A 14,345-nucleotide genomic window follows, 5' to 3' on the forward strand; every position below is an offset into this window, starting at 1 on the left:
AGTTTGTGACATTGCTCAACACTTTCAGCGAGATGAGGCACGGCAATGACAAGATGATCGAAATCTGGAGGCAGCAACATGACTCAATGTTAAGCGATCGGATTGACTGTCAGTGTGCCGATGCGTTTAACTCAAAGCATGCAGACACAACCGGAGGCGCGAATGCTGTGGCGCCGGATCCACATCGATCTCAAGAGGCTCACGAGCACTGATTGTTGAGCTATATCAACGACTGATTGAGCAACTGATCCTCCCCCGACCTCGGTTTCATCTGCACAAAGGACCACATTCCATGACGGACCTCCGTCCCTCCACCTCGGCGAGCCCCAGGCGTTCCTACGGCCGACGCAATTTCCTCAGCCTCGGGCTGGGACTGGGCACCATCATCACACTCAGCGCGTGCACGCCCTCGGACACCGAGCCGCTGCCCGAGGGCGGCGACCCCGTGCAGGGCGGGGTGCTCACGTACTTCGAGCCCCAGACGTGGACGCTGCTCTACCCGCCCTCGGTCGGGTTCTATCCCAATGGCGGCATCATGAACAACATCTCCGCTCGTCTGCTGTGGCAGGACCCGGAGACCCTCGAACTCCACCCCTGGCTGGCCACGACGCTGCCCGAGATCAATGAGAACGCCACGCAGTACACGTTCACGATCCGCGACGGCGTGACCTACTCCGACGGCTCTCCCCTGACGGCGGAGAACGTGGCGGCGAACTTCGACCTCTTCGGACGAGGCGACGAGGCGCGCACACTTCCGGTCTCCGAGCAGATCTCGAACTACGATCGCAGCGAGGTCCTCGACGATCATCGGGTCCGCTTCCACTTCAGCGCACCCTCCCCCGGCTTCGCCCAGGCGACGTCGACGATGAACGCGGGCCTGCTCGCCGATTCGACCCTGGCCCTCGACGCCGAGGGCTTCGGACCCGGCGGCGCCACCGGGATCCACACCTGCGGTCCCTTCCACATCACCGAGGAAACCATCGGGACGAAGCTGTCGGTGCGCGTCCGTGAAGATTACGACTGGGCGCCACCGCACTTGGAGCACCAGGGCAGGCCCCACCTCGACGGCATCGACTATCTGGCCAACAACGAGTACTCGGTGCGCATCGGAGCCGTACTCTCCGGGCAGGCCGACGGCGTCCGCGACGTCGAAGCCCCCGACGAGGCGCGGGTGAGCGAGCAGGGACTGCGCCTCTACGCCAAGGCCACGAACGGCATCAACAACAGCATCAACTTCCGCTTCCGGCACGAACTGCTGGCCGACCTCACGGTCAGGCAGGCCATCATCGCCGCCGTTGACCGGCAGGAGATCGTCGACAAGCTCTTCACCCCCAACTACCCGCTGGCCACCGGTCTGCTGGCCAAGGGCGCCATGGGCTACAAGGACCAGTCGGGGTCCTGGGACCACGACCCCGAGGAGGCGAACCGCCTCCTCGACGAGGCGGGCTGGTCCGAACGCAACGCCGCTGGGTTCCGCACCAAGGACGGTCAGGTCCTGGCGCTGTCGGTCAATATCGCCTTGCCGCAGCCACGCTCGAATGAGGTGCAGACGCTCATCCAGCAGCAGCTGCGCCACGTCGGCGTGCGCCTGTCCATCAACCCCGGTGACCAGTCCAAGCAGACGCTCGATGCCCTCGATCTCGACACGGTCCAGATCTACCATTCGATGGTCGCCCGCGCCGACTTCGACAATCTGCGCTCGAACTACTCCTCGGTCAACCGCGATGTCTTCCTCAACGGCAAGGGCCGCGATGACGCCGCCGATGAGAGCATCGACCCCGAGATCGACCGGCTGCTGGACGAACTCGCCTCGGAACCTGTCACCGCGAAGCGGCAGACGGCCGCCGAGAAGGTCCAGGACTACCTCGTCGAGAACGCCTATGTGCTGCCGTTCTTCGAGGAACCACAGGTCTTCTCCTTCCGCCGCCGCGTCCACGGGTTCGCGACCGAACCGGTGGGCCGACCCGACTTCTACAGCACATGGTTGGCAGGTGGACAATGATCCTCGACATCCGCTACCTCTTCCTCCGCCTCGGCCAGGCGATTCTCGTTCTGCTCCTGGCCTTCACCGCGGCGTTCATTCTGCTCAGCCTCATCCCCGGCGACGGCGTCACCGCCAGGTTCGCCGACCCGGCACTGGGACTCTCCGCCGACCAGATCGCGCAGATCAGAGCCGAGACCGGAGCCGATGAGTCCTGGATCAGCCGCTACTTCCTCAGCCTCGGCGGATTCCTCACCGGCGACTTCGGCTTCTCCGTCCAGACCGGTGCTGCGGTGTCGACGATCATCGCCGCTGCGCTGCCCTCCACCGCGGTGCTCGCCCTGTCCGGCTTCGTCTCCGCCCTGGTCCTGGCCGTCCTCATCGCGGTGCTGGCAACCTACGGGCCTTATCGCTGGCTGCGCAAGCTCCTCGACTCGGTGCCCAGCCTCTTCATCTCGATTCCCGTCTTCTGGTTGGGGATCCTGCTCATCCAGTTCTTCTCCTTCCAGCTCGGGTTCGTCTCCGTCGTCTCCCCCGGCCCCGCCGAGGCGCTCGTCCTCCCGACCCTGACCGTGGCGGTGCCGCTCTCGGCCCCGATCGCGCAGGTCCTCATCCGCTCGATCACCGACGTCAGGGCCTCCGGGTTCGTCAAGGTCACGTCGGCGAAGGGGGCGAGTGAACTGTGGATTCTCGTCCACGCCGTCGCCCGCAACGCCGTCCTGCCGGGCCTGACGATCATCGGCCTGGTCTTCGGTGAACTGGTCGCCGGTGCCGTGGTCACCGAGACCGTGTTCGGGCGCAACGGCATCGGCCAGATCACCGCCCAGGCCGTGACCCACCGCGACAACCCGATCCTCCTGGCCGTCGTCGTCATCGCGACTCTGGCCTATGTGACCATCAACCTCGTCGTCGACCTCCTCTACCCCGTCATCGATGTGCGCCTGCGCACTCGGCCCGGGGCCACCTCGGCCGGGAAGAAGCCTGCCGACGAACCCACCCGCCGGGCGCTGTCGACGACCGCCGCCAGCGTCGGGGTCGACCTCGACTGGGACGAGAAGGACACTCACTCATGAGCCTCATCAACTCCTTCGCCCGCACCTCGGGCACCGGCGCACCGCGCCCGGCGGCGAAGCGACGCAGCCGCACCCGCGCGAGCATCGGCCCCGCCACCGTCGTCTCCGCCCTCGTCCTGCTCATCGCCGTTGCGTGGGCGCTCTTCCCGGGGCTGTTCACCCACCATGACCCGAACGACGGCGGCACCACTGCGGCGCTGTCGGCGCCGAGCCTCGACCATTGGTTCGGCACCGACCAGACCGGGCGTGATGCCTTCACCCGCGTCGTCTACGGAGCTTCTCAGTCATTGCTCGCCGCGCTCGTGGCCGTGGGTGTCGGGCTGATCGTGGGCACGGCCATCGGGCTCATCGCCGGCACTCGACGCGGCTGGGTCGATGACGTGCTCATGCGTTTCATCGACGTGCTGCTCTCGATCCCCGCGATCCTGCTCAGCCTCTCGATCGTCGTCGTCTTGGGCTTCGGCACCATCAACGCGGCCATCGCGGTCGGCGTCACTGCCATCGCCCAGTTCGCACGCCTGTCGAGGTCAGAGGCGGTGCGCATCAACACCAGTGACTTCGTGGCGGCCGCCTACGGATCCGGCGGCACGTTCTTCTCCGTCCTCTTCCGCCACATCCTGCCCAACTCGACGTCTCCGGTTCTGTCCCTGTCCGTGCTGCAGATCGGGTCCGCGATCCTCCAGATCTCGACTCTGGGCTTCCTGGGCTACGGCACTCCCCCGCCGACTCCCGAATGGGGTCTCATCATCGCCGAGGGCCGCAACTTCGTGGCCACCGCCTGGTGGCTGACCGTCTTTCCGGGCTTCGTCGTCATGGCCATCGTCCTGGCCACCCACCAGATCGGCAACACACTGCGAAAGGCGACATCATGACCGAGTCCGCACCACTGCTGTCCGTGGAAGATCTCAGCGTCGCCTACTCCCAGTCATCGGCCCCAGCCGTCGACGGTGTGACCTTCACGGTGCGTGACGGATCGATGACCGCAGTCGTCGGCGAATCCGGGTCCGGCAAGTCCACGACCGCGAATGCGGCCATCGGTCTCCTCCCGGAGTCCGCGCAGATCACGGCTGGGCACATCCACCTCGGCGACATCGATCTGGGTTCGCTGCAAGCCGGCGCCTGGCATGGGATCCGCGGCAGTCAGATCGGCTATGTCCCCCAGGACCCCGGCAGCTCGCTCAACCCTCTGCAGACCATCGGGAAATCCGTCGCCGAGGCGCTGCGGATCCACAGACGCGCCGATCGCAAGTCCGCCCGCGCCCAGGTCATCGATCTGCTGGCCAAGGTCGGCATCGATCGTCCGCAGATGCGTGCCGACCAGTTCCCGCATGAGCTCTCCGGTGGAATGCGTCAACGGGTGCTCATCGCCTCGGCCATCGCGCTGCGCCCGCGTCTGCTCATCGCCGATGAGCCGACCTCAGCACTTGATGTGACCGTGCAGAAGCAGGTCCTCGATCTCCTCGATGGGCTGCGGGACGAGACCGGGATGGGCGTCCTCTTCATCACCCACGACCTGGCCGTCGCCGGTGAACGTGCCGATGAGGTCGTCGTCATGCAATCCGGGAAGGTCGTCGAGGCCGGTCCGGCAGCTCGGATCTTCTCTCGCCCCGCCACCGACTACGCTTCGCGGCTGCTCGCCGATGCCCCGGCGCTGAAGACGAAGACCCACCGCCGTTCCACGGTCCCCGCTGGCCTCGCCGAGGTAGATGCTCCCTTCGTCTCGGTCGAGTCCCTGACCCAGGTCTACGCCCGCAACGATGATCAGATCATCGGAATCGAGGACGTATCGCTGCACGTCGAACGCGGAACCACTCACGGCATCGTGGGCGAATCCGGGTCAGGGAAGACGACGACGGGCAAGGCCCTGACGGGGTTCCTCACCCCGCAGTCCGGTCGGATACGCGTCGGCGATTTCGACACAGCCGTCTCTGCGCGCGGCCGTGCGGTTCCGGCTCGCGGCCGCACGGCGCGGGCCCGCCTGCGCGACTTCCGCCGCAGGGTCCAGCTCGTGCATCAGAACCCGTATTCAGCGCTCGATCCGAAGCATTCCATCCGCCAGATATTGGCCGAACCCCTGCGCAATTTCCGCATCGGGACCCGTGCAGCGCGTCCCGATCTCGTCGCCGAGGCCCTGGACCGGGTGGCTCTGCCGGCAGAGTTCGGCGACCGGCGCCCGGCCGAGCTCTCGGGCGGTCAGCTGCAGCGAGTGGCGATCGCCCGGGCCCTCATCGCCGGACCCGAACTCGTCGTCTTCGATGAGGCGGTCTCAGCCCTCGACGTTACCGTGCAGGCCCAGATACTGACCCTCCTCGACGATCTCCAATCGGAGCTGGAACTGACATATGTCTTCATCTCCCACGATCTCGCCGTCGTGCGACAGATCGCTGATACTGTGTCGGTGATGTCGCAAGGACGCCTGATGGAGAACGGACCGACGGAGGATCTCTTCGCTCGCCCGCAGACCCACTACACACGCACCCTCCTCGACGCGATCCCCCGCCCCGTGATGCTCCACGGCGACGGGGACATCGCCTCCGAGAATCCGACATTGCTCGCAGCAGCAGAAAGATGAGACCCACACGATGACGAACAGCTCCGCCGGACCCCGGCTCGGATTCTTCACCCGCCTGCTCGAGAACGCCCCGGCCGAGCAGCGCTACCGGTTCGCGATCGAACAGATCCAGGCGGCCGAGACCCACGGATTCGACTCCGCCTGGGTGGCCCAGCACCACTTCGCAGCGGCCGAGGGCGGACTGCCCTCTCCACTCGTGTTCCTCGCCCATGCGGCGGCCCAGACCTCGCGGATCCGGCTGGGTACGGCGATCATCACCCTGCCCATGGAGAACGGCGTGCGCGTGGCCGAAGACGCGGCGGTCACCGATGTGCTCTCCGGCGGACGCCTGGAGATCGGGCTCGGCTCGGGCGGAAACCCGAAGTCCTTCCCGGCCTTCGGCACCAACTTCGACGCCCGCCGTGAGGTCTTCGCCGAGAACCTCGCCGCGCTCAAGACCCTGCTGGCCGGTCAGTCCTTGGAGACCGGGCATGCTCTCTACCCCGAAGCGACTCACCTCTCCGAACGCCTCTGGCAGGCGACGTTCTCCTCCGGCGGTTCCGCAGCCGCCGGGGCAGCAGGAGATGGCCTCATGCTCTCACGCACCCAACCTCGTCCCCAGGACAGTCCCGGGGCATCGCTGGACGAGGTGCAGCTGCCGGTCATCGACACCTACCTCTCGCAGCTTCCGGACGGAGTCGAACCGCGCATCCTCGCCTCCCGAACGGCCGTCGTCGCCGATGCCGCATCGCTGCCCGAACTCCGTGCGCTGACGGAGCCGGCGCTGCGGTCCGAGGCCGACCGCCTCGTCGGCTATGACACCTCAGGGCTGAGCCTTGACGAGCTGCTCATCGCCACCGATACGTTCCTCGGCACCCCCGAACAGGTCGTCGAACGCCTCGCAGCGGACCGAGTCCTGTCGAGGGCCACGGACGTCAGCTTCCAGGTACACTCGGTGCCTGCGACGAATGAGACGACGCTGGCCTCCATCGAGCTCCTCGCTACCGAGGTGGCACCGGCACTGGGGCTGACACTGACAACCGAACGGGCGGCCTGACATGACCGACATCATCAACACGCTCGCGGGAATCGCCGCGCAGGATCCACTCGACGAACTGCGCGACCATCGTGCACAGGCCAAGGAAAACGCCCAGCTCAGCTTCGAAGCCCTGCTCGAACCTGAAGAGACCGGCGAGTTCACCCACCGGGACCGCTACGCCGTCGCCGCATTCACCGCCGGGCTGCTGGGCGCACCCGTCGCCGAGGAGTTCTACCGCGACCTCCTCCGCGACGAGGACGAAGTCGCGTCCTGGGTGATCGCCGAACTCCTCGACGAATCACTGCTCGGACTCGACTCCAGCTCGGACGTCCGCGGTCCCTACGGAACCTTCGAATCGCCTGCACTGGCGGCCGAGAACGTTCCCGGGCCGTGGCTGAGCGTGGGTGAGAAGTCCATAGAGGTCCTCGGACCGCAGTTGGCCGCCGGACTGGAATTCACCCACCAGCTGGTCCTGCATCCGCGAGATTCGCGTCCCGAGCACATGGCGCTGCTGCTCGACGCGGGCTGGGACGAGGATCGGATCGTCACGCTCGCGCAGCTCGTGTCATTCCTCAATTTCCAGATCCGCATCAGCACCGGGCTGACCGCGCTGGTGCATGCCCCCGCCGCAGCCGAGACTCCGGCCTCCGAAGATGCACCGGAATCGCCCGACGATGACGGTGGAGCCACCTCGGCGAGGGAATCTGCTGCCTCATCGAAGGGCAGTCAGGCGCTGGCCCGGGTGGGCGAGCGCGTCAGCTCCTACCCGGAACTCAAGCGGCCGGAACACTTCCAGCAGTCCGGGCTGGGGTGGGTGCCGTGGATCGCCCCCGTCGCCGAGGCGGACCTGACCGATGTCCAGCGCGAGGCACTGATCGAGGCGGGGCGGGCGAAGAACCCCTACTTCCGGCTGCTGGCCAGAGATCCTGCTGCTCTGCGGGCACGGACGCTGACCGACCTCGACATCTTCTTCAACACCACCGACGGGCTCGGCCGGGCCGAACGCGAACTCGCAGCGACCGTGGCCTCACGGCTCAACGGGTGCCTGTTCTGCGCCTCGATCCACTCGGACCGGGCCACCGAGGAGTCGGGTCGCCGGAACCTCGTGCAGACGCTGCTCGACACGGGCATCGCGGCGCCGTCGAGCCTCGGCGATCCAGTCTGGGATGCCGTCATCGATGCCTCAGCGGCACTCACGCTCACCCCGCAGGCGTTCGGCCCGGCACACGTGAACGCACTGCGCGAGGCCGGCCTTGCCGATGGGGACATCATTGACGTCCTGGGCTGCGCGGCCTTCTTCAACTGGGCCAACCGCCTCATGCTCTCCCTCGGCGAACCCGAGGTGCTGGCTCCTCACTAGCGGCCAGCGAATAACGGGAGGCGTGTCGAGTTGCGGGTGTGCACACACGTTTCTCGACGCGACTGCAGTTTTTCGCATTCCGTCGCGGCTCAGCGGTTACGACTTGCCCTCACCACGACGTCGTCGATGGTGGTTGCGCGGCCTCCAGGTCCGACCATCGTTCGCTGAGACTCTTCGGCGGTGACGACGGTCCAGACCGCTGGATCGAGTCGGTTCGTGATGGAGTCCGCGGTGGCTGAGGCCTCTGCCGGTGGCTGGGAGTGGCCATGTCCGCTTTCGCCGGTGGGGCTGTGGCTGCTGGAATTGCCGTGGCCGTTGAGATTGCCGTGGCCGTGGTGGAGGTGGCCGACGATGAGCAGCGTTCCGCCGGGTGCCACCCAGGATGCGATGCGGTCGTAGAAGTCCAGCTGCGGCATAGCTGGGTGGGCGTAGTGGGTGGTGACCAGGTCGTAGTCCGTTTCCGGTTGCCACACGGAGAGATCAGCCTGGATCCATTCGATCTGCTCGGCCAGCTCGGCAGCGGCGGCCCGGCCCTCTGCATACTCCAACGCAGCCTCTGCCACGTCTGCACCGGTGACGTTCCAGCCGTTGCTTGCCAACCAGATCGCTTCCGCCCCGGCACCGCAGCCGGCATCGAGTGCTGTTCCGGGCTCGAGCTCACCGATCTCGTGGACCAGGTGGGGGTTCGGATCACCTGAGCTCATCATGGGGGCTCGTTCGCCGTCCCAGGTCTGATCCCAGTAGCTTTTATCGAATGAGTGAGTCATCAGCTGGCCCTCCCTACCTGGTCGTCGGTCAGTTCTGCCACTGCCCGGTCGAGGTCTTTGAAGATGAGATCGGTGTTGATGTGCTGGGCGGCGAGCGCCCCGGCGGCGGCCGCTCCGCTGACCTGAGCTCCGATGTCGGTGGCATTGCCGGCAACCCACACGCCGGGGACAGCGGTCTGTCCGAAGGATTCGGTTTCGATGAATGCTCCTGCCGGATGAGCGGTGGGCTCGAGCCCGATGCCGGCAAACAGTTCGGCACGCGCGACCATCGGTGTGGCAACGACTGCCGCATCCACGGCCACGACCCGCCCATCGTCCAATCGCACACCCGTGAGTGTGTCGTCGGTGATCTCGAGGCTGTCCATGCCGCCTTCGACCACCGGAATGTCGAGTGCCTGCAGCTTGGTCCGCTCCTCCTCGGTGAGCTGGTGGTCTCCGGCGAAGAGCGTCACCTGAGAACTCCACTGCCGGAACAGGAATGCCTTGTGGACCGCCATCGGGGTGGTGACGAGAATTCCGATGCGCCTGTCCCGGACTTCCCACCCATGGCAGTACGGGCAATGGAGCACCCCATGCCCCCACTGCTCGCGGACGCCCGGGATCTCGGGCAGTTCGTCGACCAGTCCGGTCGCTACGAGCAGGCGCCGGCCCTGAATCGCACTCCCACTGCGCAGAGTGAGCATGAATCCGTCTTCAGCACCGCTGACGTCGGTGACCTCATCGTCGATGAGTTCCCCACCGTAGCCCAGTACTTCTTCTCGTGCCCGCGCCAACAGTTCCTGGGGACTGATGCCCTCGTGCCCCAGCAGTCCGTGCACGCCGCCTGCGGGTGCGTTGCGCGGTTGACCTGCATCGATGACGGTCACGCTCCGGCGTGCGCGGGTCAAGGTCAGTGCCGCGCTGAGTCCGGCGGCACCGGCTCCGACGATCACGACATCTCGAATTGAGTTCTTCTCTGTCGTGCTCATATTTCCTGACATGCTCACGTTCTCCCAACGAGTCGAGGATCGCCGCTGTGGCGCTCCGATATTTCGATGGTGGCAACGACCAGGCATTTTTGCAAACAACTTTTCCGAATGGCAAACTATTGGGTATGGATGAACTCATGGACCGCACACTGGATGCTGTTGGACCACGTCTGAAGCAGCTGCGACAGCGCCGCGACATCACTCTCACCGATCTCTCCGAGGAGACCGGCATCTCGATCAGCACCTTGTCGCGACTCGAGGCCGGTCATCGGCGCCCCAGTCTCGAGCAGCTGCTGCCTCTGGCCCGGGCGTTCGGGGCCACGCTCGACGAACTCGTCGACGCACCTCCGACCGGGGATCCGCGCGTCAATCTGCGCCCGATCCCTACTCGTGACGGTCGGACTGTCCTGCCCCTGACTCGACGGGCCGGGGGAATCCAGGCCTACAAATTCATCCTTCCCGTCGGGCGTGACGATGAAGAGCCCGAGTTGCGCTCGCATGAGGGTTATGACTGGGCGTTCGTCCTCAACGGCAGGCTCCGACTCGTCCTCGGCGAACACGATCTCATCCTCGAACCCGGCGAAGTCGCAGAGTTCGACACCCGCACTCCGCACTGGTTCGGAGCCACCAGTTCAGGGCCGGTCGAGTTCCTCAGCCTCGTCGGCAAGCAGGGCGAACGCGCCCACGTCCGGGCAGCCCCGAAGCGCCACCTCGACGCGAAGTAGCGCCACCCTACGCGGCAGGTGCACCGTCTGGCCTCAGCCGACGTCCATGAGGGTTGAGCGGATGATGAAGCGGTTGCCTGTTGGTGACTCGACGCTGAAGCCACCGCCGCGTCCGGGCACCACATCAACTGTGAGATGCGTGTGCTTCCAGTATTCGAACTGTTCGACCGACATCCAGAAGTCGATGCCCGAAGTCTCTCCCTCGGCACTCGTGTTCGGCAGCGGCAACTCGAAATGTCCGAGCAGGACATCTGCGTCCGAGGTGAGGAAGTCGCCTTCGGGGAAGCACATCGGCGACGATCCGTCGCAGCAGCCACCGGACTGATGGAACATCAGCTGTCCGTGCTTGGCGACCAGGTCGCCGAGGAGGTCGACGGCGGCCTGTGTCATGGCCACGCGTGACTTCTCCTCACCGTCGATGGTCGGCGTCGATTCCAGTGCTGTTGTCTGTGTTGATTCACTCATCAGAAAAATCCTTGCGCGTTCTCCGAGTAGCTGACCAGCAGGTTCTTCGTCTGCTGGTAGTGGTCGAGCATCATCTTGTGGTTCTCTCGACCGATACCGGATGACTTGTACCCACCGAACGCAGCATGCGCCGGATAGGCGTGGAAGTTGTTCACCCACACACGGCCGGCCTGGATGTCACGACCAGCGCGGTAGGCGATGTTGCCGGTGCGCGCCCATACGCCCGCGCCCAGTCCGTAGAGGGTGTCATTGGCGGTTGTGATGGCGTCGTCGTAGTCGCTGAACGAGGTCAGTGCGACGACGGGTCCGAAGATCTCCTCCTGGAAGATCCGCATATTGTTCGAGCCCTTGAAGATCGTCGGCTGGACGTAGAAACCGCCGGCGAGGTCTCCCTCGAGTTCGGCCTTGTCACCGCCGATGAGCACCTCGGCACCCTCGTCCTTGCCGATCTGCAGGTAGGACATGATCTTCTCGTACTGATCGTTCGAAGCCTGGGCACCGACCTGCGTTTCGGTGTCGAGCGGGTTGCCCTGCTTGACCGCTCGCACGCGTTCGACGCCTGCCGCCACGAAGTCGTCGAAGATCGATTCCTGGACGAGGGCACGGGACGGGCAGGTGCAGACTTCGCCCTGGTTGAGCGCGAACATCGCAAAGCCTTCGAGTGCCTTGTCGCGGTAGCTGTCGTCGGCGGCAAGGACGTCTTCGAAGAAGATGTTCGGTGATTTGCCGCCCAGCTCCAAGGTGACCGGGATGATGTTCTGCGATGCGTACTGCATGATCAGGCGACCGGTTGTCGTCTCACCGGTGAACGCGATCTTCTTGATCCTCTTGTTCGAGGCCAGGGGTTTGCCCGCCTCGACGCCGAAGCCGTTGACGATGTTGAGGACTCCGGGAGGCAGCAGGTCGCCGATGAGTTCGGCCAGGACGAGGATCGAGGCCGGAGTCTGCTCAGCAGGCTTGAGGACGACGCAGTTTCCGGCCGCCAGGGCCGGTGCCAACTTCCATGTCGCCATGAGAAGGGGGAAGTTCCACGGAATGATCTGCCCGACGACGCCGAGCGGTTCGTGGAAGTGGTAGGCGACCGTGTCGTCGTCGATCTGGGACAGGCCACCTTCCTGCGCTCGGATCGCCGAGGCGAAGTAGCGGTAATGGTCGACGGCCAGTGGCAGGTCGGCGGCAAGTGGCTCGCGGATGCCCTTGCCGTTGTCCCAGGTCTCTGCGACCGCGAGCATCTCCAGGTTCTCCTCGATGCGGTCGGCGATCTTGAGGAGGATGTTCGAGCGCTCGGTCGTCGATGTCTTGCCCCAGGTGGGCGCTGCGGCCCACGCCGCATCGAGGGCGGTTTCGATGTCCTCGGCGGTGGAGCTGGGGATCTCGGTGAATGCCTGTCCGGTGACGGGCGTGATGTTGTCGAAGTAGTTGCCGTTCTTCGGTGGCACCCACTCCCCTCCGATGTAGTTCTCGTAGCGCGACTTGAACGTGATCAGAGAACCGTCGGTACCAGGTGCTGAGTAGACTGCCATGACACTCCTTCGTGTAAGTCCGTCCACTCACCCCGTCCTGCATTTCGGCCCGGCTGAGTGGGATGGTCCATATCCTCTCACCATAGGTCTCGAAGTGCGAAGGGACAATAGGTAGGTGTCATCGGTTCGCTCCGACAGGATTCCCGCTCGGAGACCGCATGCTCAGCCGAACCGCATGCTCAGCCGGAACCGAGGCCTGAGAGTTTAGAGTGTGGTGATGACCGCACGTGTGGATAGTGCCCGAAGAACCGCAGTCGAGATCGCCAGACTCGATGATTCTCAGGTGCGTGCGCTCGTCGGCGCTGCTGAGAAGGTCGGGGTCGGCATCGGCGGAACCACCAGAACGGCGCATGTCGCCGGAACTCCGGTTTTTGCCAAGCAACTGCCGATCACCCGCAGTGAAGAGGCAGATCCCTTCTCCACCGACAATCACACAGGCCTGCCGTTCGCCTGTCACTACGGGATCGGCAGCCCTGCCCACGGTGTCGGCCGAGAATTGGCGGCGCACCAAATGACGTCTGGCTGGGTCCGGTCCGGGGTGGTGGACTTCTTCCCACAGCTGCTTGGGTGGCGGATCATCGATCTGAAGCCCGAGACAGACCTCAGTGAATTTGACGGTGACGGACCACGGCAGCAGTGGGGAGGCTTCTGGCCTCAGGTCGAGACGAGGCTCGCCGAGATGAAGGCGGCCCGCTCAAGCATGGTGCTCTTTCTCGAGTACGTTCCTGAGACTCTCGGCTCTGCAATGCGCCGCAGCCTGGCCGCGGGTACAGGGAAGACGGACTTCGCCGAGGCGGTGGACCAGATCATCGTGGCCACGGATCGGATGGGAGAACTCGGATTTCAGCACTTCGACATCCATCCCGGCAATATCCTCGTGCATGAGGGCCGACTGCTCTTCACCGATTTCGGTCTGTCGCTTCACCCAGACTTCGACCTCACCGCAGACGAAGAGACATCCATGCCCACCCACAGGGGCTTCGACCGAGATACCGCGCTGATGCATCTGTTCCATTGGGTGCTGTTCGAACTCGGATACACCTCAGGAGAAGAGCGCCTGGAGCTGTTGCGTGGCGCCGCCGATAATCCTGCTGCACCAGCGCTGAAGCCGGTTCACGAGGCGCTCGGCGAGAGTGCCGATTTGGTCACTGAGCATGCAGCTGTCGTTGTCCGCATGACGGAGTTGTTCGCTGCTCTCAGGCAGGGTGCGTTCAGTACGCGATACGACAAGCACCGCGACCGTCCCTCAGCTGCGTGTTGACCGTAAGGAGATCGTTCTCATGCGGTGACGATCGTTCCATTGGACGGAAGTGAGCCTCTGAAGGTGATCCGCACTGCACCTGCTCGCTCGACATCTGGACTGTCGATCGCTTGGATGTGCAGGTGTGGTTCGGTGCTGTTGCCGGAGTTCCCGCACCGGCCGATCTCTTCGCCGATCTCAATGTGCTGTCCTACGCGAACCCGTGCGCTGCGCCGCTGGAGATGGCAGAGTGCGACTATTCCTCCGCTGCTCCTGATCATGACGTGATTGCCGGCGAGGGCACGCCAGCCCGAAGCGGCACGACGCTGCTGCGTCAGTGCGTAGCCGATCGAGGATACTCCACGATACGAGGAGTGGTCGGCCTCTGTGTCATGGGCGGCCACGACGGTTCCCTTGACCGGCGAGACCACAGGACGACCGAATCCGACGAAGTTCTCCGGTGGCTCCCGACGCAGGAGAGAGCCGACGGTGAATGGGGCCGATCTCCCCAAGCCGTCGACCGGCACGAAGTCGATTGCATACGACGTCGCAAACAGCATCGTGCCGTGACTCGGCACCCGATCGGCGGGGCTGTTCTGGACCAGCCAGCGACCGGCGAAGGGATAGTCCAGGTCGAATGGGTCAGACAACCG

General features: G+C 64.9%; 14 protein-coding genes. 9 read left to right on the forward strand and 5 right to left on the reverse strand.

Going from position 1 to position 14,345, the window contains the following annotated elements; translation table 11 throughout:
• The 7 genes from L0G76_RS09225 to L0G76_RS09255 all read left to right on the forward strand — a co-directional run.
• The coding region (locus tag L0G76_RS09225) for a hypothetical protein (protein ID WP_304356983.1) at positions 1-212 on the forward strand (212 nt) is incomplete at its 5' end.
• Positions 213-292: 80 nt separating this feature from the next.
• Positions 293-2,002 carry a TIGR04028 family ABC transporter substrate-binding protein gene (locus L0G76_RS09230; RefSeq protein WP_304356984.1) on the forward strand — a complete coding sequence of 570 codons (1,710 nt, stop codon included), beginning with the start codon at positions 293-295 and terminating at the stop codon, positions 2,000-2,002.
• Positions 1,999-3,054 (forward strand): ABC transporter permease, encoded by a 1,056-nt coding sequence (locus tag L0G76_RS09235; RefSeq protein WP_304356985.1) that lies wholly within the window; start codon positions 1,999-2,001, stop codon positions 3,052-3,054. The genes L0G76_RS09230 and L0G76_RS09235 overlap by 4 nt, the downstream gene beginning before the upstream one ends.
• On the forward strand, positions 3,051-3,926 hold the full coding sequence (locus tag L0G76_RS09240; RefSeq protein ID WP_304356986.1) for an ABC transporter permease: 876 nt from the start codon (positions 3,051-3,053) through the stop codon (positions 3,924-3,926). Before L0G76_RS09235 ends, L0G76_RS09240 begins: the two co-directional genes overlap by 4 nt.
• A complete protein-coding gene (locus L0G76_RS09245) occupies positions 3,923-5,626 on the forward strand; it encodes a dipeptide ABC transporter ATP-binding protein (RefSeq protein WP_304356987.1) in 1,704 nt (567 codons plus the stop codon). The genes L0G76_RS09240 and L0G76_RS09245 overlap by 4 nt, the downstream gene beginning before the upstream one ends.
• A 10-nt stretch (positions 5,627-5,636) precedes the next feature.
• Positions 5,637-6,662 (forward strand): putative FMN-dependent luciferase-like monooxygenase, encoded by a 1,026-nt coding sequence (locus L0G76_RS09250; RefSeq protein WP_304356988.1) that lies wholly within the window; start codon positions 5,637-5,639, stop codon positions 6,660-6,662.
• A 1-nt stretch (position 6,663) separates the two neighbouring features.
• Positions 6,664-8,004 carry an alkylhydroperoxidase domain protein gene (locus L0G76_RS09255; protein WP_304356989.1) on the forward strand — a complete coding sequence of 447 codons (1,341 nt, stop codon included), beginning with the start codon at positions 6,664-6,666 and terminating at the stop codon, positions 8,002-8,004.
• A gap of 89 nt (positions 8,005-8,093) precedes the next feature.
• Here the strand turns inward: L0G76_RS09255 and L0G76_RS09260 are convergent, their stop codons facing one another.
• Positions 8,094-8,771 (reverse strand): SAM-dependent methyltransferase, encoded by a 678-nt coding sequence (locus L0G76_RS09260; protein ID WP_304356990.1) that lies wholly within the window; start codon positions 8,769-8,771, stop codon positions 8,094-8,096.
• Positions 8,771-9,739 (reverse strand): NAD(P)/FAD-dependent oxidoreductase, encoded by a 969-nt coding sequence (locus L0G76_RS09265; protein ID WP_304356991.1) that lies wholly within the window; start codon positions 9,737-9,739, stop codon positions 8,771-8,773. The genes L0G76_RS09260 and L0G76_RS09265 overlap by 1 nt, the downstream gene beginning before the upstream one ends.
• Before the next feature lie 137 nt (positions 9,740-9,876).
• Here L0G76_RS09265 and L0G76_RS09270 point away from each other — a divergent pair, with 137 nt between their 5' ends.
• On the forward strand, positions 9,877-10,464 hold the full coding sequence (locus tag L0G76_RS09270) for a helix-turn-helix domain-containing protein (RefSeq protein ID WP_487247001.1): 588 nt from the start codon (positions 9,877-9,879) through the stop codon (positions 10,462-10,464).
• A 33-nt stretch (positions 10,465-10,497) separates the two neighbouring features.
• On the opposite strand, the gene L0G76_RS09275 is transcribed toward L0G76_RS09270, so the two are convergent.
• Positions 10,498-10,929: a DUF779 domain-containing protein gene (locus L0G76_RS09275; protein WP_304356993.1), complete on the reverse strand. Its 432-nt coding sequence runs from the start codon at positions 10,927-10,929 to the stop codon at positions 10,498-10,500.
• Complete coding sequence (exaC, locus tag L0G76_RS09280; protein ID WP_304356994.1) at positions 10,929-12,452, reverse strand: acetaldehyde dehydrogenase ExaC; 1,524 nt, start codon at positions 12,450-12,452, stop codon at positions 10,929-10,931. Before exaC ends, L0G76_RS09275 begins: the two co-directional genes overlap by 1 nt.
• 217 nt (positions 12,453-12,669) lie before the next feature.
• Between exaC and L0G76_RS09285 the strand changes: the two genes are divergently transcribed.
• Positions 12,670-13,713 carry a hypothetical protein gene (locus L0G76_RS09285; RefSeq protein ID WP_304356995.1) on the forward strand — a complete coding sequence of 348 codons (1,044 nt, stop codon included), beginning with the start codon at positions 12,670-12,672 and terminating at the stop codon, positions 13,711-13,713.
• Positions 13,714-13,730: 17 nt separating this feature from the next.
• Here the strand turns inward: L0G76_RS09285 and L0G76_RS09290 are convergent, their stop codons facing one another.
• Entirely contained in the window at positions 13,731-14,342 is a 612-nt protein-coding gene (locus tag L0G76_RS09290) for a M23 family metallopeptidase (protein ID WP_304356996.1), read from the reverse strand.
• Positions 14,343-14,345: the final 3 nt, after the last annotated feature.

This window comes from Brevibacterium picturae (assembly GCF_030453725.1).
In the GTDB taxonomy this organism is placed as follows: domain Bacteria; phylum Actinomycetota; class Actinomycetes; order Actinomycetales; family Brevibacteriaceae; genus Brevibacterium; species Brevibacterium sandarakinum_A.

Coding starts and splice junctions, on each gene's coding strand:
- L0G76_RS09230 (WP_304356984.1), top strand. CDS start 293: ATGACGGACCTCCGTCCCTCCACCTCGGCGAGCCCCAGGCGTTCCTAC.
- L0G76_RS09235 (WP_304356985.1), top strand. CDS start 1,999: ATGATCCTCGACATCCGCTACCTCTTCCTCCGCCTCGGCCAGGCGATT.
- L0G76_RS09240 (WP_304356986.1), top strand. CDS start 3,051: ATGAGCCTCATCAACTCCTTCGCCCGCACCTCGGGCACCGGCGCACCG.
- L0G76_RS09245 (WP_304356987.1), top strand. CDS start 3,923: ATGACCGAGTCCGCACCACTGCTGTCCGTGGAAGATCTCAGCGTCGCC.
- L0G76_RS09250 (WP_304356988.1), top strand. CDS start 5,637: ATGACGAACAGCTCCGCCGGACCCCGGCTCGGATTCTTCACCCGCCTG.
- L0G76_RS09255 (WP_304356989.1), top strand. CDS start 6,664: ATGACCGACATCATCAACACGCTCGCGGGAATCGCCGCGCAGGATCCA.
- L0G76_RS09260 (WP_304356990.1), bottom strand. CDS start 8,771: ATGACTCACTCATTCGATAAAAGCTACTGGGATCAGACCTGGGACGGC.
- L0G76_RS09265 (WP_304356991.1), bottom strand. CDS start 9,739: ATGAGCACGACAGAGAAGAACTCAATTCGAGATGTCGTGATCGTCGGA.
- L0G76_RS09270 (WP_487247001.1), top strand. CDS start 9,877: ATGGACCGCACACTGGATGCTGTTGGACCACGTCTGAAGCAGCTGCGA.
- L0G76_RS09275 (WP_304356993.1), bottom strand. CDS start 10,929: ATGAGTGAATCAACACAGACAACAGCACTGGAATCGACGCCGACCATC.
- exaC (WP_304356994.1), bottom strand. CDS start 12,452: ATGGCAGTCTACTCAGCACCTGGTACCGACGGTTCTCTGATCACGTTC.
- L0G76_RS09285 (WP_304356995.1), top strand. CDS start 12,670: ATGACCGCACGTGTGGATAGTGCCCGAAGAACCGCAGTCGAGATCGCC.